Origin of the sequence: Comamonas sediminis (genome assembly GCF_041107495.1) — a bacterium.
GTDB lineage: Bacteria > Pseudomonadota > Gammaproteobacteria > Burkholderiales > Burkholderiaceae_C > Comamonas > Comamonas sediminis.
Genome location: NZ_JBGBDC010000007.1, coordinates 1 through 19,924, shown reverse-complemented (window position 1 = coordinate 19,924; position 19,924 = coordinate 1). Strand labels below are relative to the sequence as shown.

The 19,924-nt window shown below is 61.2% G+C and carries 19 protein-coding genes; 10 read left to right on the top strand and 9 right to left on the bottom strand.

Annotation, left to right across the window (positions count from 1 at the left end; translation table 11 throughout):
* Positions 1-92 precede the first annotated feature (92 nt).
* The 4 genes from AB7A72_RS16165 to mnmG all read right to left on the bottom strand — a co-directional run bounded on the left by AB7A72_RS16165 (position 93) and on the right by mnmG (position 4,300).
* On the bottom strand, positions 93-866 hold the full coding sequence (locus AB7A72_RS16165) for a ParA family protein (protein ID WP_230774034.1): 774 nt from the start codon (positions 864-866) through the stop codon (positions 93-95).
* Positions 867-889: 23 nt separating this feature from the next.
* On the bottom strand, positions 890-1,504 hold the full coding sequence (locus AB7A72_RS16160; protein WP_312834841.1) for a LysE family translocator: 615 nt from the start codon (positions 1,502-1,504) through the stop codon (positions 890-892).
* A gap of 163 nt (positions 1,505-1,667) precedes the next feature.
* Positions 1,668-2,324 (bottom strand): 16S rRNA (guanine(527)-N(7))-methyltransferase RsmG, encoded by a 657-nt coding sequence (gene rsmG / locus AB7A72_RS16155; protein WP_312453212.1) that lies wholly within the window; start codon positions 2,322-2,324, stop codon positions 1,668-1,670.
* Entirely contained in the window at positions 2,321-4,300 is a 1,980-nt protein-coding gene (gene mnmG, locus AB7A72_RS16150; RefSeq protein WP_312414533.1) for a tRNA uridine-5-carboxymethylaminomethyl(34) synthesis enzyme MnmG, read from the bottom strand. Before mnmG ends, rsmG begins: the two co-directional genes overlap by 4 nt.
* A 210-nt stretch (positions 4,301-4,510) precedes the next feature.
* On the opposite strand from mnmG, the gene gstA reads away from it, so the two are divergent.
* The 3 genes from gstA (at position 4,511) to cueR (ending at position 5,963) form a co-directional block, all read left to right on the top strand.
* Positions 4,511-5,113 (top strand): glutathione transferase GstA, encoded by a 603-nt coding sequence (gene gstA, locus AB7A72_RS16145; RefSeq protein WP_369460563.1) that lies wholly within the window; start codon positions 4,511-4,513, stop codon positions 5,111-5,113.
* A 176-nt stretch (positions 5,114-5,289) separates the two neighbouring features.
* The gene (locus AB7A72_RS16140; RefSeq protein ID WP_239810058.1) at positions 5,290-5,484 is read left to right on the top strand and encodes a heavy-metal-associated domain-containing protein; all 195 of its coding nucleotides are present in this window, start codon (positions 5,290-5,292) and stop codon (positions 5,482-5,484) included.
* A 2-nt stretch (positions 5,485-5,486) separates the two neighbouring features.
* Positions 5,487-5,963 (top strand): Cu(I)-responsive transcriptional regulator, encoded by a 477-nt coding sequence (gene cueR, locus AB7A72_RS16135; protein ID WP_369460562.1) that lies wholly within the window; start codon positions 5,487-5,489, stop codon positions 5,961-5,963.
* A 76-nt stretch (positions 5,964-6,039) separates the two neighbouring features.
* Here the strand turns inward: cueR and AB7A72_RS16130 are convergent, their stop codons facing one another.
* Positions 6,040-7,119, bottom strand: coding sequence for a recombination-associated protein RdgC (locus AB7A72_RS16130; protein ID WP_239810056.1), 1,080 nt, complete (start codon positions 7,117-7,119; stop codon positions 6,040-6,042).
* A 309-nt stretch (positions 7,120-7,428) separates the two neighbouring features.
* Between AB7A72_RS16130 and AB7A72_RS16125 the strand changes: the two genes are divergently transcribed.
* The 3 genes from AB7A72_RS16125 to AB7A72_RS16115 all read left to right on the top strand — a co-directional run bounded on the left by AB7A72_RS16125 (position 7,429) and on the right by AB7A72_RS16115 (position 11,802).
* Complete coding sequence (locus tag AB7A72_RS16125; RefSeq protein ID WP_312414544.1) at positions 7,429-7,983, top strand: Spy/CpxP family protein refolding chaperone; 555 nt, start codon at positions 7,429-7,431, stop codon at positions 7,981-7,983.
* A 159-nt stretch (positions 7,984-8,142) separates the two neighbouring features.
* Positions 8,143-8,706 carry an acyloxyacyl hydrolase gene (locus tag AB7A72_RS16120; RefSeq protein ID WP_239810054.1) on the top strand — a complete coding sequence of 188 codons (564 nt, stop codon included), beginning with the start codon at positions 8,143-8,145 and terminating at the stop codon, positions 8,704-8,706.
* Between the two features lie 2,709 nt (positions 8,707-11,415).
* On the top strand, positions 11,416-11,802 hold the full coding sequence (locus AB7A72_RS16115) for a hypothetical protein (RefSeq protein ID WP_369460561.1): 387 nt from the start codon (positions 11,416-11,418) through the stop codon (positions 11,800-11,802).
* A 336-nt stretch (positions 11,803-12,138) separates the two neighbouring features.
* Here AB7A72_RS16115 and AB7A72_RS16110 read toward each other — a convergent pair whose 3' ends face one another.
* From AB7A72_RS16110 to AB7A72_RS16100, 3 genes are all read right to left on the bottom strand, one after another.
* A complete protein-coding gene (locus AB7A72_RS16110; protein WP_369460560.1) occupies positions 12,139-12,501 on the bottom strand; it encodes an HPF/RaiA family ribosome-associated protein in 363 nt (120 codons plus the stop codon).
* A 279-nt stretch (positions 12,502-12,780) separates the two neighbouring features.
* Entirely contained in the window at positions 12,781-13,344 is a 564-nt protein-coding gene (locus AB7A72_RS16105; protein ID WP_239810052.1) for a GNAT family N-acetyltransferase, read from the bottom strand.
* A gap of 114 nt (positions 13,345-13,458) precedes the next feature.
* Entirely contained in the window at positions 13,459-13,929 is a 471-nt protein-coding gene (locus tag AB7A72_RS16100; RefSeq protein ID WP_239810051.1) for an FKBP-type peptidyl-prolyl cis-trans isomerase, read from the bottom strand.
* Between the two features lie 199 nt (positions 13,930-14,128).
* Here AB7A72_RS16100 and AB7A72_RS16095 point away from each other — a divergent pair, with 199 nt between their 5' ends.
* From AB7A72_RS16095 to AB7A72_RS16085, 3 genes are all read left to right on the top strand, one after another.
* Complete coding sequence (locus AB7A72_RS16095) at positions 14,129-14,917, top strand: 3-hydroxybutyrate dehydrogenase (RefSeq protein WP_369460559.1); 789 nt, start codon at positions 14,129-14,131, stop codon at positions 14,915-14,917.
* A 278-nt stretch (positions 14,918-15,195) separates the two neighbouring features.
* Positions 15,196-17,886, top strand: a complete 2,691-nt coding sequence (locus AB7A72_RS16090; protein ID WP_369460558.1) for a penicillin-binding protein 1A — start codon at positions 15,196-15,198, stop codon at positions 17,884-17,886.
* Positions 17,887-17,926: 40 nt separating this feature from the next.
* The gene (locus AB7A72_RS16085) at positions 17,927-18,397 is read left to right on the top strand and encodes a lysozyme inhibitor LprI family protein (protein ID WP_369460557.1); all 471 of its coding nucleotides are present in this window, start codon (positions 17,927-17,929) and stop codon (positions 18,395-18,397) included.
* A gap of 16 nt (positions 18,398-18,413) precedes the next feature.
* Here the strand turns inward: AB7A72_RS16085 and AB7A72_RS16080 are convergent, their stop codons facing one another.
* Positions 18,414-19,256, bottom strand: a complete 843-nt coding sequence (locus tag AB7A72_RS16080; protein WP_369460556.1) for a siderophore-interacting protein — start codon at positions 19,254-19,256, stop codon at positions 18,414-18,416.
* A gap of 408 nt (positions 19,257-19,664) precedes the next feature.
* On the opposite strand from AB7A72_RS16080, the gene AB7A72_RS16075 reads away from it, so the two are divergent.
* Positions 19,665-19,924, top strand: a 260-nt coding sequence (locus AB7A72_RS16075; RefSeq protein ID WP_369460555.1) for a hypothetical protein, incomplete at its 3' end; no start/stop codon positions are given.

The following is a 19,924-nucleotide window of genomic DNA, read 5'->3' as shown; positions in this document are numbered from 1 at the left end:
AATGCGGGCGCCAGCGGCATCGCTGCGGCCATGAAAAAGACCTCCGCATGCCGGGCACCGGAGGTCTGTCGGGCAGCGGCCAAGGCAAGCTGTCACTTCATGCGCTTGATGCGCTTGACCATCTCCTTGGCAAACTCGACAAAGGCCTTGCTGCCCTTGGCGGCCGGATCGAACACGACGCCCGGCAGGCCATAGCTGGGCGCTTCGGCCAGGCGCACATTGCGGGGGATCACGGTGTCGAACACCTTGTCGCCGAAATGCTCGCGCAGCTGGTCGCTCACCTGCTGCTGCAAGGTGATGCGCGGGTCGAACATCACGCGCAGCAGCCCGATGATCTCCAGGTCGCGGTTCAGGTTGGCATGCACCTGCTTGATGGTGTTGACCAGGTCGGTCAGCCCTTCGAGTGCAAAGTACTCGCATTGCATCGGCACGATCACGCCATGGGCCGAGCACAGGCCGTTCAACGTGAGCATGGACAGGCTGGGCGGGCAGTCGATGAGCACGAAGTCAAAGTCCGCGTCGCTCGCCTCCAGCGCGGCCTTGAGGCGCTTTTCACGGCGCTCCAGCTCGACCAGCTCCACCTCGGCGCCGGACAGCTCGCGGTTGGCGCCCAGCACCCAGTAACCGCAGCGCTCGGAATGGACAGCTGCTTCCTTGATGGTGCTCGATTCGAGCAACACGTCGTAGACCGAGGTTTCCAGCGCGCGCTTGTCGATGCCCGAGCCCATGGTCGCATTGCCCTGCGGGTCCAAATCGACCAGCAGCACACGCTGCTTGATCCGGGCCAGACCCGCCGCCAGATTGACTGCCGTGGTGGTCTTGCCAACGCCGCCTTTTTGGTTGGCGATACAGAAGATTTTTGCCATGAGAACTCGCTTCGTCCACTAACTTATTTGGTCAGGGCCAGCTTGAGGCCAAAACCGATCAAAAACACGCCCGCTGTTTTTTCCATCCACTTGACCAGCGCGGGGTTGGCACGCAGGCGCTCGGCCAGCATCTTGGTGATCAGCACCACTAGCGTGCAGTAAGCCAGGCTGATCACGGCCACCGTGGCCGCCATCACGGCAAAGGTGGGGATGCCGCGGTGGGTCGCCGGATCGACGAACAGCGGAAAGAACGCCATGTAGAAAACGATGGCCTTGGGGTTCATCAGGGTGATGACAAAGCCCTGCTTGAAATAATGCCTGGGCGCAATCTGGATGACCGGCTGGTCCCCCGGCTTGGCCGTGAGCAGCTTGTAGCCAATCCAGCCCAGGTAGGCCGCGCCCAGCCATTGCACCGCGTGGAAGGCCGCCGGGTAGGCTGTGAGCACCGCTGCGACGCCGGCTACCGCCAGCCACATCAGCACCTGGTCAGCCGCCATGCAGCCGGCACAGACCGCCAGGCCAGCCTTGATGCCGCCCTTGCCCGTAGAGGTGATCAGCGCCAGGTTGCCAGGCCCCGGGATCATCAAGAACAGGAGCACGGCGAAGACAAATGCACCATAGTCAGAAATGCCAAACATGTGCCGCCCCTGCAATGGAAACTTTGAGTGTAAACGACGGCCCCGCTTGCTTGCCAGCAAAATGCGCGTTGTTACCGGCCCAAGCGTCAACAAAAAGCCCCGAAAAATCGGGGCTCTGCAGGGATGGGATTCAGCGCCGCAGCTGAGCCGCAACACGCTGGCATCAGGACGCTTGGTGGCGCATCCAGACAATGCAGCGCTCGGCATCGAGACCGGGCACCTGCAGCGGCTCGATGTTCAGCAGCTGTACCGTGGCGGGCAACAAGGCCAGCTCATCGTCGGGGCGCTTGGCCTTCATCGCCAGCCAGATGCCATCGGCCTTCAGGGTCTGGGCCGACCAGGCGGTGAAATCCTGCAACGCGGCAAAGGCGCGGCAGCTGACCACGTCGTACTGCTGGCTCAGCTGCTCCACCCGCGACTGGATGCCGTGCAGGTTGCGCAGGCGCAGCGCCGCTGCCGCCTGCTGGATGAAGGCGATCTTCTTGCCAACGGTATCGACGCAGCTCACATCCAGCTGGGGCAGACAGATCGCAAATACCACGGCAGGCAGACCACCACCCGATCCAACATCGAGCAGCCTGGGGGCCGGCAGACCCGTGCCCTGCAGATGGCGCACCAGCGGCGGCACCGCCGCCAGGCTGTCGAGCAGATGGTGGGTCAGCATCTCTTGCGGGTCGCGCACCGAGGTCAGGTTGTAGACCTTGTTCCACTTCTGCAGCAGATCCAGAAACGCCATCAGCTGTGCAATCTGCTGGTCGTCCAGCGACAGACCCAGTTGCTGTATGCCGTCACGCAGGGGGGCTTCCAACAGAGCGCTCATGCAGTCGTTACCTCTTGTGCAGTGCTGAAGCCTTTGAAGCCGCCTTTTTTCAGGTGCACCATCAGCAGCGAAATGGCCGCGGGTGTGACACCGGAAATACGCGATGCCTGGCCCAGGGTTTCAGGGCGGTGGGTCTGCAGCTTCTGGCGCACCTCGAAAGACAGTGCGGTCACCTGCATGTAGTCCAGCTCGGCGGGCAGGCGCAGCTTTTCATAATGGGCTGCACGCTCCACTTCATCCTTCTGGCGGTCGATATAGCCCGAGTACTTGGCGCCGATCTCCACTTGCTCCACCACAGACTCGCTCAACCCACCCAGTGTTTCACGTGAAACGTCGCTGGTCTGATAAGCGCCTTCGTTCAGGCTCATCAACGTCGCGTAGTCCACACCAGGGCGGCGCAGCAGGTCGAACAGGTTGTACTCCCGCTCCATCGCCTTGCCCAACACACGTTCGGCCTCTTGGGCAGTCACGATGCGTGGGTTCACCCAGGTGGCCTTGAGGCGTTCTGTTTCACGTGAAACAGCGTCGCGCTTGCGGCTGAACGCATCCCAGCGCGCATCGTCGACCAGGCCCATCTTGCGGCCCTCTTCCGTCAGGCGCATGTCGGCATTGTCTTCACGCAGCTGCAGGCGGAACTCCGCACGGCTGGTAAACATGCGGTAGGGCTCGGTCACCCCCTTGGTGATCAGGTCGTCAACCAATACACCCAGGTAGGCTTCATCGCGGCGCGGCGTCCAGGGGCCTTCGCCCCGGCATTGCAGTGCGGCGTTCAGGCCGGCGAACAGGCCTTGGGCTGCCGCCTCTTCATAGCCGGTCGTGCCATTGATCTGGCCGGCAAAGAACAGACCCTGGATCTGCTTGGTCTCAAAGCTGTTCTTCAACGAGCGCGGGTCGAAGTAGTCGTACTCGATCGCATAGCCCGGGCGCAGGATGTGGGCATTCTCCAGGCCCTTCATGCTGCGCACCAACTCGTACTGCACATCGAACGGCAGGCTGGTCGAGATGCCATTGGGGTAGTACTCGTGGGTGGTCAGGCCTTCAGGCTCCAAAAAGATCTGGTGGCTTTCCTTGTCGGCAAAGCGGTTGATCTTGTCTTCCACACTGGGGCAGTAGCGCGGCCCTACCCCTTCGATCTTGCCGGTGAACATCGGGCTGCGGTCAAAGCCACTGCGGATGATCTCGTGCGTGCGCGCATTGGTGTGGGTGATATAGCAAGGCATCTGCGCCGGGTGCATCGCCGCATCGCCCATGAAGCTGAACACCGGCAACTGGCCCTCGTTCACGCCACCGGGCATGCCATCGCCAGGCTGGGTTTCACACTGGCTGAAGTCGATCGAGCGGCCATCGATGCGCGGCGGGGTGCCGGTCTTGAGGCGCCCCTGGGGCAGCTTTAGCTCCTTCAGCCGCGCCGACAGGCTGACCGCTGGCGGATCGCCGGCACGGCCAGCGGCATAGTGGTTCAGGCCCACGTGGATCTTGCCATCCAGGAAGGTGCCAGCCGTCAGCACCACGGTGCGGCTGCGAAAGCGGATCCCTACCTGGGTCACGGCGCCGACCACGCGGTCGCCCTCCACCATCAGGTCATCCACCGCTTGCTGGAACAGCCAGAGGTTGGGCTGGTTCTCCAGCATCTCGCGGATCGCCGCCTTGTACAGGATGCGGTCGGCCTGGGCACGGGTGGCGCGCACGGCCGGGCCCTTGGAGCTGTTGAGAATGCGGAACTGGATGCCGCCCTTGTCGGTGGCCAGCGCCATCGCGCCGCCGAGCGCGTCCACTTCCTTGACGAGATGGCCTTTGCCGATGCCGCCAATGCTGGGGTTGCAGCTCATCTGGCCCAGGGTTTCAATATTGTGGGTCAGCAGCAGCGTCTTGCTGCCCATGCGGGCAGCGGCCAGCGCTGCCTCGGTGCCGGCATGGCCGCCACCGACAACGATGACATCGAATTCTTGCGGGTAGGTATAGGGGGTTTGGCTCATGGGGCCTCATTCCAGGGCTCGCAAGGCATGCGCCTCGCAGTCAGTCAGCCCTTCTGCCGAAATGGCAAATAGTCGGTTTTGCCCGCTATTTTAATGACTGGGGTGTTTACACGCCGGCAGCCGTGTTATTGCGCCGCATCCACCGCTGCTGCAGAGCCTTGTCAAAAGCGATAGCATGGTTCGGCTTTAACCTTTACTGGAGATTTGTCGATGAAGCTGTATTTCTCTCCTGGCGCCTGTTCGCTGTCGCCCCATATTGCCCTGCTGGAAGCCGGCCTGCCCTTCACCCTGGAGATGGCCAGCACCAAGACCCACCAGCTCAAGGACGGCACCGACTTCTACACCATCAACCCGCTGGGCTATGTACCGGTGCTGGAACTGGACAATGGCCAGCGCCTGCGCGAAGGCCCGGCCATCGTGCAGTACATCGCCGACCAGGCGCCAGCCTCCAAGCTGGCACCTGCCAACGGCACCTTTGAGCGCTACCAGCTGCAGGAATGGCTGGGCTTCATCGGCACCGAGATCCACAAGGGCTTTTCCCCGCTGTTCAACCCCAACCTGCCCGACGCCGTCAAGGACATGTCCCGCGTGCATGTGCTCAAGCGTCTGACCTGGGTGGATTCGCAGCTGGAAGACAAGGAGTTCCTGATGGGCACGGACTTCACCGTGGCCGATGCCTACCTGTTCACCGTGTGCGGCTGGAGCAAGTTTGTCGGTGTCGACACCAGCGGCCTGCAAAACCTGGCCAGCTTCATGCAACGCGTGGGCGCCCGGCCTGCGGTACAACAGGCCATTGCAGAAGAAAAGCAGTAATCGCTCTGCCGGCCAGGGGATGCTGTTTCACGTGAAACACATCCGGGCCGATGCGATGGTGATGCGGTGCCGATGTCCCGATCCTTGTACGGGTGCATCGCGTAAAGACCCTGCTCTTGACCTTCACACCGTGTCAGCTTTCAAGATCAGGCCATCAACCACTGAAAGGAAACCCCATGCAAAACACCTTCCAAGTCCAAGGCATGACCTGCGGCCACTGCGAGCGCGCCGTCACCCAGGCTGTGCAGCAGCTCGACGCCCAGGCCAAGGTAGCGATTGACCGCGCCCAGGGCAAGGTCGTCGTTGACTCCAGCCAGCCGGCAGACAAGATCGCAGCGGCCATCGCGGCCGAAGGCTACCAGGTCCTGTAAGCATGGCCCGCCCATCACGCAAGCCTGCGGCTGAGCGGTCCATCGCCTGGCCGGTGTCCATCAGCAAAGCGGCCCAGCTGGCGGGTATTTCTGCACGCATGGCCCGCCACTACGAGTCGCTGAACCTGCTGCCACCTGTGAACCGTACCGACAGCGGCTACCGCCTGTATACCGAGTCGGATGTGCACACCCTCTCCTTCATCCGCCGCAGCCGCGATCTGGGCTTCTCGATGGAGGAGATCGAGAACCTGCTCAACCTGTGGCACGACAAGCAGCGCGCCAGCAGTTCGGTCAAGGAGATTGCACAAAAGCATATCGAGACCTTGCGCGAGCGCATTGCCGCGATGAAAGCGCTGGAGCGCTCGTTGCAGACGCTGGTGCACAGCTGCCATGGCGACCAGCGTCCGGACTGCCCTATTCTCGACAGTCTGTCAGACCCTGCGGCGGCGCCAGATGCGGCCAGCTGCTGCAAGCATTGAACGCATGGACAGACAACCGCCTCAGCCATAAAAAACGCGCTCTTGGGAGCGCGTTGCTGTTTCTGTGGGGTAGCCGTCAAAAGGGGCTGGAATCCGGATCCTGGTCCACCGGCGCCGATTTGGGACCGGTCTGCATGCCTCCAGGCTTGCCAGACGCATCGAAAGGCTTGCCCACGCCCGCACCCAGGCTGATCGGTTTGACGGGCGCTGCAGCCCCTTCCAGGGCCGCTGCAGCGGGTTTATTGCCCCGGTCAGGCAACTGGCCCAGCTCGGTGCGGCCTTCACCGCCCAGCGCCTGGATCAGATCCGGAATCAGCTGGCTGAACTCACCAGTGGCAATGGCTACGTCGGCGTCGAAGCCGCCATCCTCACTGGCGCCTTCCATTACCACATCGAGCAAGGCCACTTTCTTGAGCTGCAGGCCCTCGGTCAGCACGAAGCTGACCCGGTCGTCCCAGGTCAGCGCCAGCTTGGTGGGCAGCTTGCCCTGGTCGATATGCTCGCGGATCTCGTCGATGCCCAGCGGGTGGCGGGCATAGCGCACCACGGCCTTGGATTCGTCGGCGCTCTTGAGCTCGCACTCCTGGTCGATGCTGAAACCTGCCGGCGCATCGTAGCTGTGCAGCCAGGCGGACATCGCGCCCTGGGGGCTGTTCTGGGTATCGATCAGCGCCACGGCAAAACCGGGCGAGGCCTCCACCAGCATCGTGATCACCTCGTCAGCCCGGCCCTGGCTGCTGGTGTCCAGCACCAAAAGCCGCGCCTGCGGATCGATCCAGATCCACAGCCCGCCTTGCTTGGTGAAGGCCATCGGCAGCAGATCCAGCTTGCACTCGTCCTTGAGCTCCTGCTTTTCCTTCTTACCGGGCTTGCGGCCTTCCTGGGCTTCGATATGGGCGAGCTTCTCATCGAGCTTGCGGTTGAGCACGCTCGCGGGCAGCATCTTGCTCTCGCTCATCAGCCGCAAGATCCAGTGGCCGCCCACCGATTCGACCATGGCCCCGTGCTCTTCGCCGCGCGGGGGCACCCAGCCGGTGGACTTTTCCTGGGTGGCACCGCACTGCTCAAACTGCTGCTTGGCCAAGGCGGTATCCAGCGCCACCAAATCCGGCTGCCAGGCTTCGGAGATGCGGTAAAAAATCATGTTCTTGAACATGCCATTCCTTTGTTCTGGAAGGCTGCCAACCTGCTGGGCAGCCCTTTAAAAAACACAAGCGGCCCTGGTGTGCCGCACTGATCTGCTGTCCATTGTGCCGCGAATCGGGCCTGCCCCAGAGCGATGAACCGGGCAAAAAAGCCGGGGTTTGGATGGGTTGACCGGCTGCCAGCAGCGCATTTCCACGAAGCCGAACAACCAAAATTGGTAATTCTTTACACAGCCATACCGGGCGGTGACGGGGCTCTTACATGGCAGGCGGACACTGCATACATCGCATCAGACATCACAACCCGGAAAGGAAATACCATGTCTCTCTTGCAACGCAGCGCCATCGTGACCGCCATGCTGGCCAGCCTGTCAGTTTCCAGCTTTGCCCAGACCCCCAGCACGCCAGCAGCAGCCCCTACCGTGCAAAGCGCCCCCGCCCCCGCCAAAAAGGGCCATGGTCCTGAAGCGCGCGAGGCCCGCATGGCCCAGCGCATGCAGGCCCTCAAGGCCTCGCTCAAGCTCAATGCCAGCCAGGAAGCAGCCTGGACCAGCTATGTGGCGGCCATCAAGCCCCAGCGCCCGGCCCCGGGTGAGCGCCCTGAGCGTGCTGATCTGGCCAAGTTGACCACCCCAGAGCGCATTGACGCAATGCAGGCCATGCATGCCAAGCACCAGGCGGCCATGGACCAACGCAACCAGGCGACCAAGGCTTTCTATGCGACGCTGACGCCTGAGCAGCAAAAGACCTTTGATGCGGAGACCTTGAAGATGCATGAACGCCGTGGGCACGGGCCGGAGGGCAAGGGGCCCCATGGCCAGCGCCATCAAGGCCCAAATGCGAAACAGACTGTTCCACCTATCGACAGTAAATAAGGCGGACACCCCCTCCCCCCTCGGATCGCTCTCCATCCCCTCTTGCGCAGCTGTCATCAGCTGCGCTTTTTTTGCTGGTGGTCTCGTCAGCGGTTGCATACAGACAACAACCTGCTTTTGCTGACAGAAGCAAGAGTTGACCAGGTGTAACATTATTTGATGCAATACCGCCCTCTCCTCTCCGCTGTCGGCTTGTGCGCGCTGACTGTCTGGAGTGCTTCTGCCCATGCGCAATTCGCCGATAAGCGCAACACCGCCACCTTGTACCTACAAGCCGGTGTTGCCGAGCGTGACGCACGTGCGCTCACTATTGGCTCGACCATCCCGATGGACTGGAAGACCTTCTGGTGGGGCCATCCCGTCACCGCCCATTGGGACATGAGCCTGTCGGCCTGGAACTCGGACCGCATGGAACGCGAAGGCAGCCGCACCATTGCGGTCGTCGGTCTGGTGCCCACCTTGCGCTTCCACAGCAAGAGCCAGTACCCCTGGTTCGTCGAAGCCGGTCTGGGCGGCTACGTCTCCAGCAAGCTGTACGAAAGCCGTGAAAAGCGCTTTTCGACCGCGTTCAATTTCGGTACCCATATCGGCGTGGGCTACTTCACCGGCATGCGCCGCGAAAACGAATGGTCCGTGCGCCTGGAGCATCTCTCCAACGCGTCGATCAAGCGCCCCAACCCGGGCGAGAACTTTGTGCAACTGCGCTACGCAAGGCACTTCTGATCCCCTCAATCCCCCTCTTCCCCTTGCTACCGCCTTCTGGCGGTATTTTTTTGCCTGGCGCAGGGGATGGTGATCAGGGAGGCGTCTAACGTAGAGTGGAGCTGCCGGGGCAGCCTGGAGAGCCTGTATGCCGTAGCGGCCAGTTCAACACGGCCAGAGCAAGTACCCAGTCAATAACTGTATAAACATACAGTATCAAAGAAATAGCGCAGTGGCCTGTGCTACAGGGCGGCCGCCCATAGCCGATGGATGTTCGCCAGCAAGTGCGTTTGAACGGCAGCAGGGCCCGCAGGAGGTGCGCTGGACGCTTTACCAACCCCTTGCCCTACCCACCCACCTCCCAGGCGCCCACAGGCTCCGTGTGCGCGGTAGACGGCTTTCTTGGAGCCGAGCCCGGTAACCGATGGAGATTTGCGCCGCCGACCAGCGAATCCCCTGCTACCCGCAGCACGACGCCATGCGCGATACCCGGTCAACAACACTCTTCCATTCCCTGCTAAGCGGCATCACCGTTAGCGACACGCATCCAAAAGTATAGCTAACACCTATGTTGGGCTGTGCATTTGCGCACAGTGCATCTCCCGGGCAGGAACTCTCGAATAGAGCGACAGGATCTCGCTGACGAAGCCACGGAATGGCGAAGCCCTTCTTCCCTCTGCGTTCAGGATGTGGCGGGAAGCCTGAGGCACTTTTTGGAAGCGCTCAGCGCGACGTCTCTTACCCCCTGGCTGTCTGAATTTTCACAGTCTGAAAAATTTCAAGATATGAAACCTTGCCGAGCTTGCCTTTGGTTTTTCTTTTATTTTCTTTAAAAGAATAGTAGGTAGTAGTAGAAGGGCCCCCACTTCTGTGGATAAGTGCAATAAAGCAAAAATTTTCAAAAGCTTGAAATTTTCCCAACCATGTTGATGGTACCCGTCTACGCTTGTCACTGCAAAGTGGATAAGTAGAGGGTATGGGTTATTTCTGTGGATAAGTTGGTTTGGGCGCATGCATTATCCACACACATTCTGCCGCGTCAAAATTTCGACAAGTGGTTGATAAATAATAACTTATCCACATATGTTCTGCTGTCCCCACAGATGGCGTGCCTACTGCCGTCTGCTGTGCGTATGAATGCGTGAGTGCTAAAAATTACCCACAACGTCCAGGGCAGCATTGGAGGTTTTTGGCGCTGAACGATGTAGCTGAGAAATCTGTGGATAAGTTTTTTTTAACGATAAATCAGTCCTCTATCACGCCATCGGTCTGTGTGCACCAGGCCTTATTGCCGGTGCATGAGAGGGGAGCAAGTTTCTGGACAGGGGCATGTCTGTGAATAACTAATGGGTTGTTGTTGCTTTATCCCAAAAGTTATCCACAGTTCTTTTGGGGCCCTGGGTCTGCAGTTCCGATGACATCGCCTGTGGGTAAGGCTGTGAATCTGAAAATAACCAGGAAAAACAATGGATTGCTGTCATTTCGCCGAGATGGATGGTGTGTGCACCCAAGCCTCTTGCGCTGTCTTGTGGGCAGCAATGCGCCTTTTGGGTGAAAAAAATCGGCATGTGCAGAACGCGGGTCTCCGCGCCTTCTGTGCGGTCACGGCTGCGAGTGGATATCCATGACTCGGCGCCGCTGACGGAGGGGAGCGTGCCGCCTGTGGACATCTCGCATCCATGGAGCCGCAGCTAGGCTCGGCTTGGCGCCTTAATCCCCATGACTTCTGTGGTGCGCCGCTCGCCGGGCGCCGTCGATGTCCATCACGTGCCGTGCTGGTCTTTTCTGCTTCCCTTCCGTCACTCCAGACGATCAGACCAAGCCGCTGGCGCTACAGGCTTGGCTGTAAACGCTGGAAGTAGCCGTTGAGCCCCTGCGCGATGGGACGGCGCATACCAATTCCCGAGCTCCAAAGTCCATTTTTTGGATCGCACCTGCATGTTTGGAACGCCCTCCGCATTACGGCCAACACCGCAGGGCGGACCCCCGTGCGCCGGCACTCATCAGCCGATGCAACTCGGCTGATTTTTTTTGCCACGTGGCCTGTGCGCGGCATACGGCATCAAGAACGCGGTCGAGCCCTCTTCAAACCAGACGGCACCGCCCCCCAGCCTCCCCGCGTCAAATCCAAAATTTCAATTTGAATGATTCAAATAAACTGAAATCAAAAGCCATTCACTTCATATCTGCTATCCCAATGCTATCAACAGATGAATCGATAAATGCTGTTTTTTTATGCAAAATGGACCGTGACATGGTGCAATTTGTCAACAAGTTATCCTGAACACGCTTGTGAATAATCTTTCACATCGTGATAAATTCCACACTGTGAAAATGGAAGAGGAAGAGTTATACACATCTCTCTGACCGGCATCCCGCTATACGATGGCCCAAATTTGTAGATAAGTAAAGCACTTATGCGTTAAAACGACAGACACCTGTTCTGATTTCACTTATCCACAAATTGACTTGCTGGCATGTCCCCGATGTATCCTGTGGATAAATCGATCTGGTTTTAGATGAGTTATGCACAGAAAAGAGGGAATTTTTGGTTAGAAACTAGCTGCCTGTGGCTTTATCCACAATCGGATATGGATAAATTGCTTTAAGAAGATTGCCTAAAAAATCAGCAAAACAAGTCAAAAACTGTGGAAAAAGTTGTGTATTGTTTGTACCTGGTGCCGATGACTGTTGGACACACATTCGGCGTGAGATATAGGAAATAGCCGTATGTTGCGAAGCAATGTGCCAAAAATAGATATTTTACGTACTTTTTGCGGCAAAGCACGTGCTTTCAAAAAGTGGTATGAGCCTGTGAATATCTTTTATGAGAGCAACAAGAGCCATGGATTTTTGTCACATGTGTATAACTTGTGCATAGATCTATCCATTGAACACATGAAGATATCCACCGGTTTTTCAGCGTCTCAAGACACCACCGGCACGGTGCATTCAGTCAATTCGAATGACCGCTATCGAGCGTTGGTAGATGCGTACCCAGGGCTGTTTGCGCCTGGGGAGGTGATGGCGCAGCTGAGCAGGGTGGGAAGAGAGGCCACGAAGATGCCGCGAACATGCTGTGAGGCGGACGCCAGGGTAGCCAGCAGCTACTCCTGACCCACTTCCTTCCGCTCTAGGCGCTGGTGAGCGGCAGATAGACACGCTGCAAAGCGATGCGCTTTCCGCCCCCAGGTGTCTGGGTGCGGGTGCGCGATAAATGCGGGCGCGGGGTGCGGGTGCGGCCGGCCCGTCACCCAAAAACCATCGCTGCAGCGCTCGTTCGTGCAAAGGGATCTTGTATGCGGGCCGCGCTGCAGAGCGCCACAGCGGGCCGGGAGCAAACCTCCAAGCTCCAGGCGCATGACCAGCAAAACGCATCAGCCCAGACGCAAAAAAGCACCGCCAGGCGGTGCTTTGTTCAGGAGAAGGGCCTTTTCAGGCCCGTTTCAGCCCTCAGGCATCGGCGTCTTCGTCGGTGGCGGTGCGGATGGTTTCGCGGTTGCTCTTGTCGCGCATCTTGGCGACGTCGGTATCCAGCGCGCGGTGCAGCTTTTCCAGCGCCGCATTGAAGGCCTCGGCAACCTTCTCGGCCTCGGCGTTGACCGCCAGGGGTTGGCGCCCGTTGGCCCGTGTCTCCATGACGCAGCGCTTGCCCTTGCCGCCGTTTTTCAGCGCGTCCACATCGGTGAGGTAAACCTCCACGCGGGTCACATATTCGCGAAAGCGCGAAAGCTTGTTTTGTACCTCGGTCTGTGCCCATTGGGAGAGAGATTCTCCGCCTTGAACATTGTCACCAGCGTGCACTTGAACTTGCATGGATGTGCTCCTTTCTCGAACTTGCTGGGCGGGCGGCCCAGCTTTGACAACCGGATGCCGCGAAGGCCATCGCCTTGCGGCATTGAGTTAGATACATCCTAACGCGCAAAACTGCAGCTCAGACCGCGACATGGTCAATATGCGTAAAAGCCCTGAGAAAGATCAAGCGTCCTACAGCCCCAAGGGGAGGCGTTCGGACGGCCGGGCGGGGCAGCGATGGGCTTGAAACGCGGCGGACCGTCCCCAGCAGACGGCCCTGGCTGCAGGGCGCTGCGCGTTTTAGCTTGCTGCAAATGTTGAAGCGGGCAGGCGATACAGCACATGGGTGCGCAACGGGTGGCCTTCGGGCAGGGCAGGGTGTTCAAAGTCTCCCGCCTGGTCGCGCTCCATGCCCAGGCGCTGCATCAGCGCCTGCGATGGCAGGTTGCTGGTGGTGGTGAAGGCCACGATTTCAGCCAGCTGCAAGGGGCCAAAGCCCACGGCCAGTGCTGCTTGCGCCGCCTCGGTGGCCAAGCCTTGGTGCCAGGCATGGCGCGCAAGGCGCCACATGATTTCGACGCAGGGGGAAAAAGGCAGGTCGGCCTGCGGCACATGCAGGCCAACGATGCCAATGAATTGCTGGTCTTCCAGCCGTTCCACCGCCCAGACGCCCCAACCGCGCTCTGCCATCAGCGCCTCGCAGCGGTCCGCCATCGCATCGCTTTGCGGCCGGGTCAGCGGCGCGGGAAAGTAGCGCATCACCTCGGGGTCGGCCGTCATCGCGGCAAAGGCTTCCCTATCTTGCGGCTGCCATTGGCGCAGCTGCAGTCGGGCGGTGCGGGGCTCGATCAGGGGGGCGGTCATGGGTGGCTTTCATGAATGAAAAAGCGGCTGGCACGCAAGGCATCTGCGTGAGCCGCTGGGATGATCAACAATGCCAGGCGCAGCGGGCTCTAAAGCGCCCTGCTGCACCGGGTATCAATGGTGGTGGCCGTGCGCGCCATGCACATGGCGGTGGGCAATTTCTTCTTCGCTGGCCGCGCGCACATCGACCACCTTGCCGCTAAAGCGCAGCGCCAGGCCGGCCAGCGGGTGGTTGCCATCCAGGTGCACTTCCGGGCCCTTGATCTTCTTGACGTAGAAGGCCTGGGGCTCGCCACGGTCATTGGCGCCGCGCAGCTGGCCGCCCACCTTCACGCCCGGTGGGAACTCGCTCTTGGGGATGACGCGCACCAGGCTCTCGTCACGTTCGCCAAAGGCATCTTCCACCGCCAGATCCACGCTGGTGCTGAAACCCACGGCCTGGCCTTCAAAAGCGGCTTCCACCTTGGGGAAGATGTTTTCATAGCCGCCATGCAGGTAGGCGAGGTTGCCGCTGTCCAGCGGCTTGCCTTGCGCATCGGTCACCTTGTATTGGATGGTGACGGCGCAGTCTTTAGTGATGTTCATGGTCTTGTTCGAAGAGTCTGGCAAAACCGCAAGTGTAGGGCTTGCCGCCGCTGCGCTCCATCGCGGGGCCGGATGGCAGGGGCCGCGCCAAGGGTTTGGCGCTTGTCATGCAAACGGCTTGCTCTCCTACGGATGCATGCTGCAGTGCAGCGCGAGACTTGGGATTTGTGACCGCTTTTGCGGTCGAAAGGAAGAAGAAATGGTTCAGCAACTCGCAGGCAAGGTGGCCTATGTGACGGGCGCCGCCAGTGGCATTGGCAAGGCCATCGCCGATCTGTATGCGCAGCAGGGCGCCAAGGTGGTGATCGCCGATCTGAAGCAGGAAGCTGTCGAGGCGGCGGCCAAGGATATTGCAGGCAAGGGCGGTACCGCCCTGGGGCTGGCGGTCGATGTGACGCAGGAAGACCAGGTGGACGCCTCGGTCGAAGCCGCGGTGAAGGCCTATGGCGGCATCGATATCCTGGTGAGCAATGCCGGCATCCAGATCGTCAAGCCGGTGCAGGAATTCAGCCTGCAGGAGTGGCAAAAAATGCTGGCCATCCAGCTCGATGGCGCCTTCCTCACCACCCGCGCCTGCATCAAGCACATGTATGCGCAAGGCCGTGGCGGCAGCATCATCTACACCGGCTCGGTGCACTCCAAAGAGGCCTCCAAGCTCAAGGCCCCTTATGTGACGGCCAAGCATGGGCTCGAAGGCCTTGCCAAAGTGGTCGCCAAGGAGGGGGGACCACAAGGCGTGCGCGCCAATGTGATCTGCCCGGGCTATGTGCGCACGCCCCTGGTGGACAAGCAGATCCCCGAGCAGGCCAAGGAGCTGGGTATCAGCGAAGCCGATGTGATCAAGAACGTGATGCTCAAGGACACCGTCGATGGCGAGTTCACCACCGTGGACGATGTGGCGCGCGTCGCGCTGTTCTTTGCGGCCTTTCCCACCAATGCGCTGACAGGGCAGTCCCTGATCGTCAGCCACGGCTGGTTCATGGAGTGATACCGGTCTGCGGCAACGCTCCAGGCACAAAGCATTGGGGGACGCGGGCTGCCAGGCGTTATCCGCCGTTAATCTGATGATTAAATCAGCCAAAACCGCTGAAATTCCGCTGTAGGCGCCGCGTCTGACGTTGGCAGCAGCCCACATTTGTTACATGGTTTGCAGTCTGCTTTGCACAGCCGGCAGGCGGGGAAACCCCGCCTGCCCGACAATGGCGGATTGGCCTCAGCAGCGCTGCGCGCAGCGCGATGCCGGCCCAGGTTTTGCAGACTCTTTCCATGGCGATACCCCTTATTTCCGCTTTGACAACGACCGTGCGCCGCGCAGCGAGCGCCCTGCCCGTGCTGGCGCGGCGCCTGCGCCAGTGGCTGGCCGCGCGCAGCAAAAAGCAATGGCTGCTGGCGGTGGCGGCCTTGCCGGTGCTGCTGCTGCTCTATGTGCTGCTGCTGATTCCGCTGACGCCGTCGATCGGCGATATCCAGAAAAACAAGGTCGAGGCGCCCACCCAGCTGCTGTCGGCAGACGGCAAGGTGCTTGCGCAGTACAAGCGCTCCAACCGCGAATGGGTAGCCCTCAAGGACATCTCGCCCAATGTCATCAACGCGCTGATCGCGACCGAAGACCACCGCTTTTATGAGCATGGCGCGCTCGATTGGCGCCGCACCTTTGGCTCGGTGCTGCACACGGCCATGGGCCGGCCACAGGGCGGCTCCACCATCACCCAGCAGTTGGCGCGCAATATGTTCCCCGAGGAAATCGGCCGCGCCCGCTCGCTCAACCGCAAGCTCAAGGAGGCCGTGACGGCCTACAAGATCGAATCGGCCTACACCAAGGACGAGATCCTGGAGACCTACCTCAACACCGTGCCCTTTCTCTACAACGCCTTTGGCATCGAGATGGCCGCACGCACCTACTTTGACAAGCCCGCCCAGAAGCTGAGCGTGCTCGAAGCCGCCACCCTGGTCGGCATGCTCAAGGGCACCAGCTACTACAACCCCGTGCAAAACCCCGAGCGGGCACAGCAGCGCCGCAACACCGTGCTGGCGCAGATGAACAAGCACGGCAAGCTCAGCGACCAGGATTTTGAGACCCTCAAAAAACGCGGCATCAAGCTGGATTTTGAGCGCCAGGACGAGGCCGTGGGCATGGCGCCGCATTTTGCACAGGCGCTGCGCAAATGGCTGATCGAATGGGCCGATGCCAACGACTACAACATCTACGCCGATGGCCTGGTGGTGCAGACCACCATCGACTCGCGCGTGCAGCAATGGGCCAACCAGGCCGTAGCGCGCCAGGGCCGGCAGTTGCAGGTGACGGCCAATGGCCTGTGGAGCAACCGCAACCAATGGACCGCCAAGAACCCGCTGGTGCAAAGCTTTGTGCGCGAAAGCGCCGTCTACCGCCAGGCGGTGGCCGATGGCCAGGACAAGGACGAAGCGCTGCAGCGCCTGCTGGCCGATGCCGACTTCATGGCCAACCTGCGCCAGGACAAGGTGCGCGTGCAGGTGGGCTTTATGGCGATGGACCCGCGCAGTGCCCATGTGCTGGCCTGGGTGGGCAGCCGCGACTTTGCCATCGACCCGTTTGACCATGTCTCGCAAGCGCGCCGCCAGCCCGGCTCCACCTTCAAGCCCTTTGTCTATGGCGCCGCACTGCTGGACGGCGCCTTGCCCAGCGACCAGCTGATGGACGAGGCTGTGCGCATTCCGCTGGGCGGCGGTCAGTTCTGGCGCCCCACCGATGGTGGCCCGCCATCCGACCAGCCGATGACCCTGGCCGATGGCCTGGCCTACTCCAAGAACACCATCACCGCCCAGGTAATGGCCAAGGTCGGCCCCGCCAAGGTGGCCAAGCTGGCGCGGGCGCTGGGCGTGCGCGACAGCAAGCTTGAAGATGTGATGTCGCTGGCGCTGGGGACCAGCCCGGTCACCTTGCAGGAGATGGTGACCGCCTATTCCACCCTGGCCAATGGCGGCGGCTACCGCGCGCCGGTCATGGTCGCCCGCATCAGCGACCGCGACGGCAAGGTACTGGCCGAGTTTGAGCCACCCGCCACCGAGCTGGCGCTGGACAGCGGCGTCACCTATGGCTTGATCGACATGATGCGTGGCGTCATCACCAAGGGCACCGGCCGGGGGGTGGCGCGCTATGGCGTCAGCGGCGACTGGATCGGCAAGACCGGCACCACGCAGGACAATGCCGACGGCTGGTTCATGCTGGCGCACCCCGACTGGGTGGGCGGCGCCTGGGTCGGCTTCAACGACAGCCGCGTGCAGCTGAACGACTACTGGGGCCAGGGCGCACACAGTGCGCTGCCGGTCGTCGCCGAGGTGGCTGCCGCATCGCAGCGCGCCAAGCTGGTGCAGGCACAGGCCCGCTTTGAGATGCCGGCCGAGAACAACACCTTTGTGCGGCGCCTGCGCAGCTGGATGCTGGGCTTTGGCGACAACAAGCCAGCGGTCGATCCGTTTGAGCAACCGCCTGCAATGCAGCCGCTGCCCGATCGCGGCAACCCCGGGGATGCGCCTGTGATCGACGACCCCGAAGCGCGGCCGATAGGCCAGAGCGGCGCGGGCCCGCGCGGCCCGAGTGGTGAGGGCGACTACCCCGTCTTCCAGAACAACCCACCGCCAGCGCAGCAGCCGCAAATGCCCGCGCAGCGCCCGGCCGATGCGGGCCAGCCGCAACCCGGTGTCGTGGTGCCTGGCCCATCGTCCAACCCCGTGCCATCCAACCCGGCAACGGCGGCACCGGCCTTCCCGGGTAGCGCCAGCGCACCCCAGAGCCAGCCGTCGGGCAACCCACCGCCGATCGAGCGCGGCGTGGTCGTCTCGCCGGTGTCATCCGGCAGCGTGGGCCAACCGGTGCCCACGGCCGATGGCGGCATGGTCTGGCGCCGGGCGACGCCGTCTGGCGCGGCGGCCCCGCAGTCCGGCAATGCAGGGATTGCGGCCAGCGAGATCAACTGATCCCATTGCCCAGTTTTTAAGCAGTTTTAAGGAGTAAACCATGGTCTTCAACCACCGCCGCCAGACCCGCTGGCAATGGATGCGCGCCGCATGCCTGGGCGCTGCCATGTTGGCATCGACCGCCGCGATGGCCGTGGACAACCCCGATGCCCCCGACCGCATGGCTGCCTTTGAGCAGCGCATACAACCGCTGGAGGCCGCCATCGGCAACCAGAACACGACGGCAGACATGCTGCGCGCGAGCAGCGCCTATGCCAAGCAGCTCGATGTGGAGCTGAACCAGACCTACCGTGAGCTGATGGCCAAGGTCGGCGCCAACGGCGCGCAAAAGCTGCGCGCCTCGCAGCGTAACTGGCTGGCCTTCATGACCACCGAGGCCGCCTTTATCGACGGCACCTGGAACGCCAAGGACTTCGGCAGCACCTCCGCGCTGTCACGCAGCGAGTACCGCAACCGCGTCACCAAGGCGCGCATCGTCCAGCTGCTGGACTATCTACGCTCCTATCCTTGATGACGGATGTGTGCGGTCACTCTTCAATGACTTCATGCACACCGGCGCTGCCGCGCTTCCAGTAGGCCGCTGCCTTGGTCCATTTGGGGTGGGCGCCATGCTCGGCAATCAGCGCCGCACGCAGCGCTTTGGCGGCCGCCGATTCCAGCGCCACCCAGTTGTAGTAATCGCCGGCTGGCGCATCGATCTGGTGCAAAGCCGCTAGCAGCCGCTGCGCATCGCCGGCCGGCTGGCCCTGGCGGTGCACCCAGTGCACCTGCAGATCGGCAGCGCTGTCCAGCGCTTGCTCGTCGGCCGCGTCATTCACCTCCACGACCACCACCGCCTGGGTGCCGGCAGGCAGCTCGCGCAGGCGGCGCGTGATCGCTGGCAGCGCCGCATCATCACCAATCAGCAGGTGGCCATCAAACGCCGTGGGCACGATAAAGGAGCCACGCGGCCCCGCAATACCCAGTGCATGCCCCGCGGCCGCCTGCAGCGCCCAGGCCGTGGCAGGGCCGGCCTCATGCACCGCAAAGTCAATCGCCAAGGTCTGCGCCTGGGCATCGTAAGAGTGGGGCGTGTAGTCCCGCATCGCCTCGCGCATCGCGGGCGGCAGGCCATCGCTGCCGGGCGGCGGCAGCTGCAGCTCGCCATTGGCATCCGGAAACAGCAGCTTCACATGGTCATCAAAGCCCAGACTGGTAAATCCCGCCAGGTCGGCACCCTGCAAACGGATGCGCAGCATATGTGGCGTCAGCTGCTCCACCGATGCAACGGTGGTACGGCGCAGCTTGATCTCATGGCGCGCCCGCTCAGGCGCACGCGCAGCCAGCAGCTCGGGAGAAGGGGACGTGGGAAGGCTCAGTTGCAAGGGCATGGTGTGTTCAATCCGTTTCTAAGATATATCTTTTATCTTAAATGAGAACCATTCCTGTGGCTAGGGCGGGGTGGCAATCCCTGGTTGGGGTGTGGCTATGGCGGGGGTGGGATTGCGAAAGGCTGGGGGGTGTGCGCAAGGCAGTTCACCTTTACCTTCACCTGCTCCATCGGGATGACCACCTAACGGGCTACTGCCTAGAGAAGCAGCAGATTCGGCGCGAGCGCTTCCCTTTTCAATTTGTTCTGTGTTGCATTTCCACTGACATGTCAGTTGTGCGTAAGCATTGCTGCATCAAATGTAAAAACTATCAAATTTGATTAATTGATAGTTTTTAAGTCGCAAGCGATTCCAGCGATGGCGCCTTATGAATGCAAAACCAAAAACAAAGTTGGGAGGGATCTACACATGCCTAGCGCCATGCACTGCTGCCCAAGAACAAAGCCACCGGCCAAGCCGCCCATCACCTCGGCTTCTCGTCCGTGGATACGAGGAAGTCTGTTTGCCTACCTACTGTCCAGCGCATTTTGGGCCTCCGCCCAAGGCATCTCCGGCATCGGCGCCTTCGTCCCCAACACCGAGCTGGGCTTCACCCCAGTCGCCAAAGCCGGCGAGCCCCGCATCAACTGGATCAATGGCGAGTACCAGGAGAGCAACACCGACCTGAG

Excerpts from the sequence above, each read along its gene's own strand:
- AB7A72_RS16165 (WP_230774034.1), bottom strand. The coding sequence starts at position 866 with ATGGCAAAAATCTTCTGTATCGCCAACCAAAAAGGCGGCGTTGGCAAG.
- AB7A72_RS16160 (WP_312834841.1), bottom strand. The coding sequence starts at position 1,504 with ATGTTTGGCATTTCTGACTATGGTGCATTTGTCTTCGCCGTGCTCCTG.
- rsmG (WP_312453212.1), bottom strand. The coding sequence starts at position 2,324 with ATGAGCGCTCTGTTGGAAGCCCCCCTGCGTGACGGCATACAGCAACTG.
- mnmG (WP_312414533.1), bottom strand. The coding sequence starts at position 4,300 with ATGAGCCAAACCCCCTATACCTACCCGCAAGAATTCGATGTCATCGTT.
- gstA (WP_369460563.1), top strand. The coding sequence starts at position 4,511 with ATGAAGCTGTATTTCTCTCCTGGCGCCTGTTCGCTGTCGCCCCATATT.
- AB7A72_RS16140 (WP_239810058.1), top strand. The coding sequence starts at position 5,290 with ATGCAAAACACCTTCCAAGTCCAAGGCATGACCTGCGGCCACTGCGAG.
- cueR (WP_369460562.1), top strand. The coding sequence starts at position 5,487 with ATGGCCCGCCCATCACGCAAGCCTGCGGCTGAGCGGTCCATCGCCTGG.
- AB7A72_RS16130 (WP_239810056.1), bottom strand. The coding sequence starts at position 7,119 with ATGTTCAAGAACATGATTTTTTACCGCATCTCCGAAGCCTGGCAGCCG.
- AB7A72_RS16125 (WP_312414544.1), top strand. The coding sequence starts at position 7,429 with ATGTCTCTCTTGCAACGCAGCGCCATCGTGACCGCCATGCTGGCCAGC.
- AB7A72_RS16120 (WP_239810054.1), top strand. The coding sequence starts at position 8,143 with ATGCAATACCGCCCTCTCCTCTCCGCTGTCGGCTTGTGCGCGCTGACT.
- AB7A72_RS16115 (WP_369460561.1), top strand. The coding sequence starts at position 11,416 with ATGTTGCGAAGCAATGTGCCAAAAATAGATATTTTACGTACTTTTTGC.
- AB7A72_RS16110 (WP_369460560.1), bottom strand. The coding sequence starts at position 12,501 with ATGCAAGTTCAAGTGCACGCTGGTGACAATGTTCAAGGCGGAGAATCT.
- AB7A72_RS16105 (WP_239810052.1), bottom strand. The coding sequence starts at position 13,344 with ATGACCGCCCCCCTGATCGAGCCCCGCACCGCCCGACTGCAGCTGCGC.
- AB7A72_RS16100 (WP_239810051.1), bottom strand. The coding sequence starts at position 13,929 with ATGAACATCACTAAAGACTGCGCCGTCACCATCCAATACAAGGTGACC.
- AB7A72_RS16095 (WP_369460559.1), top strand. The coding sequence starts at position 14,129 with ATGGTTCAGCAACTCGCAGGCAAGGTGGCCTATGTGACGGGCGCCGCC.
- AB7A72_RS16090 (WP_369460558.1), top strand. The coding sequence starts at position 15,196 with ATGGCGATACCCCTTATTTCCGCTTTGACAACGACCGTGCGCCGCGCA.
- AB7A72_RS16085 (WP_369460557.1), top strand. The coding sequence starts at position 17,927 with ATGGTCTTCAACCACCGCCGCCAGACCCGCTGGCAATGGATGCGCGCC.
- AB7A72_RS16080 (WP_369460556.1), bottom strand. The coding sequence starts at position 19,256 with ATGCCCTTGCAACTGAGCCTTCCCACGTCCCCTTCTCCCGAGCTGCTG.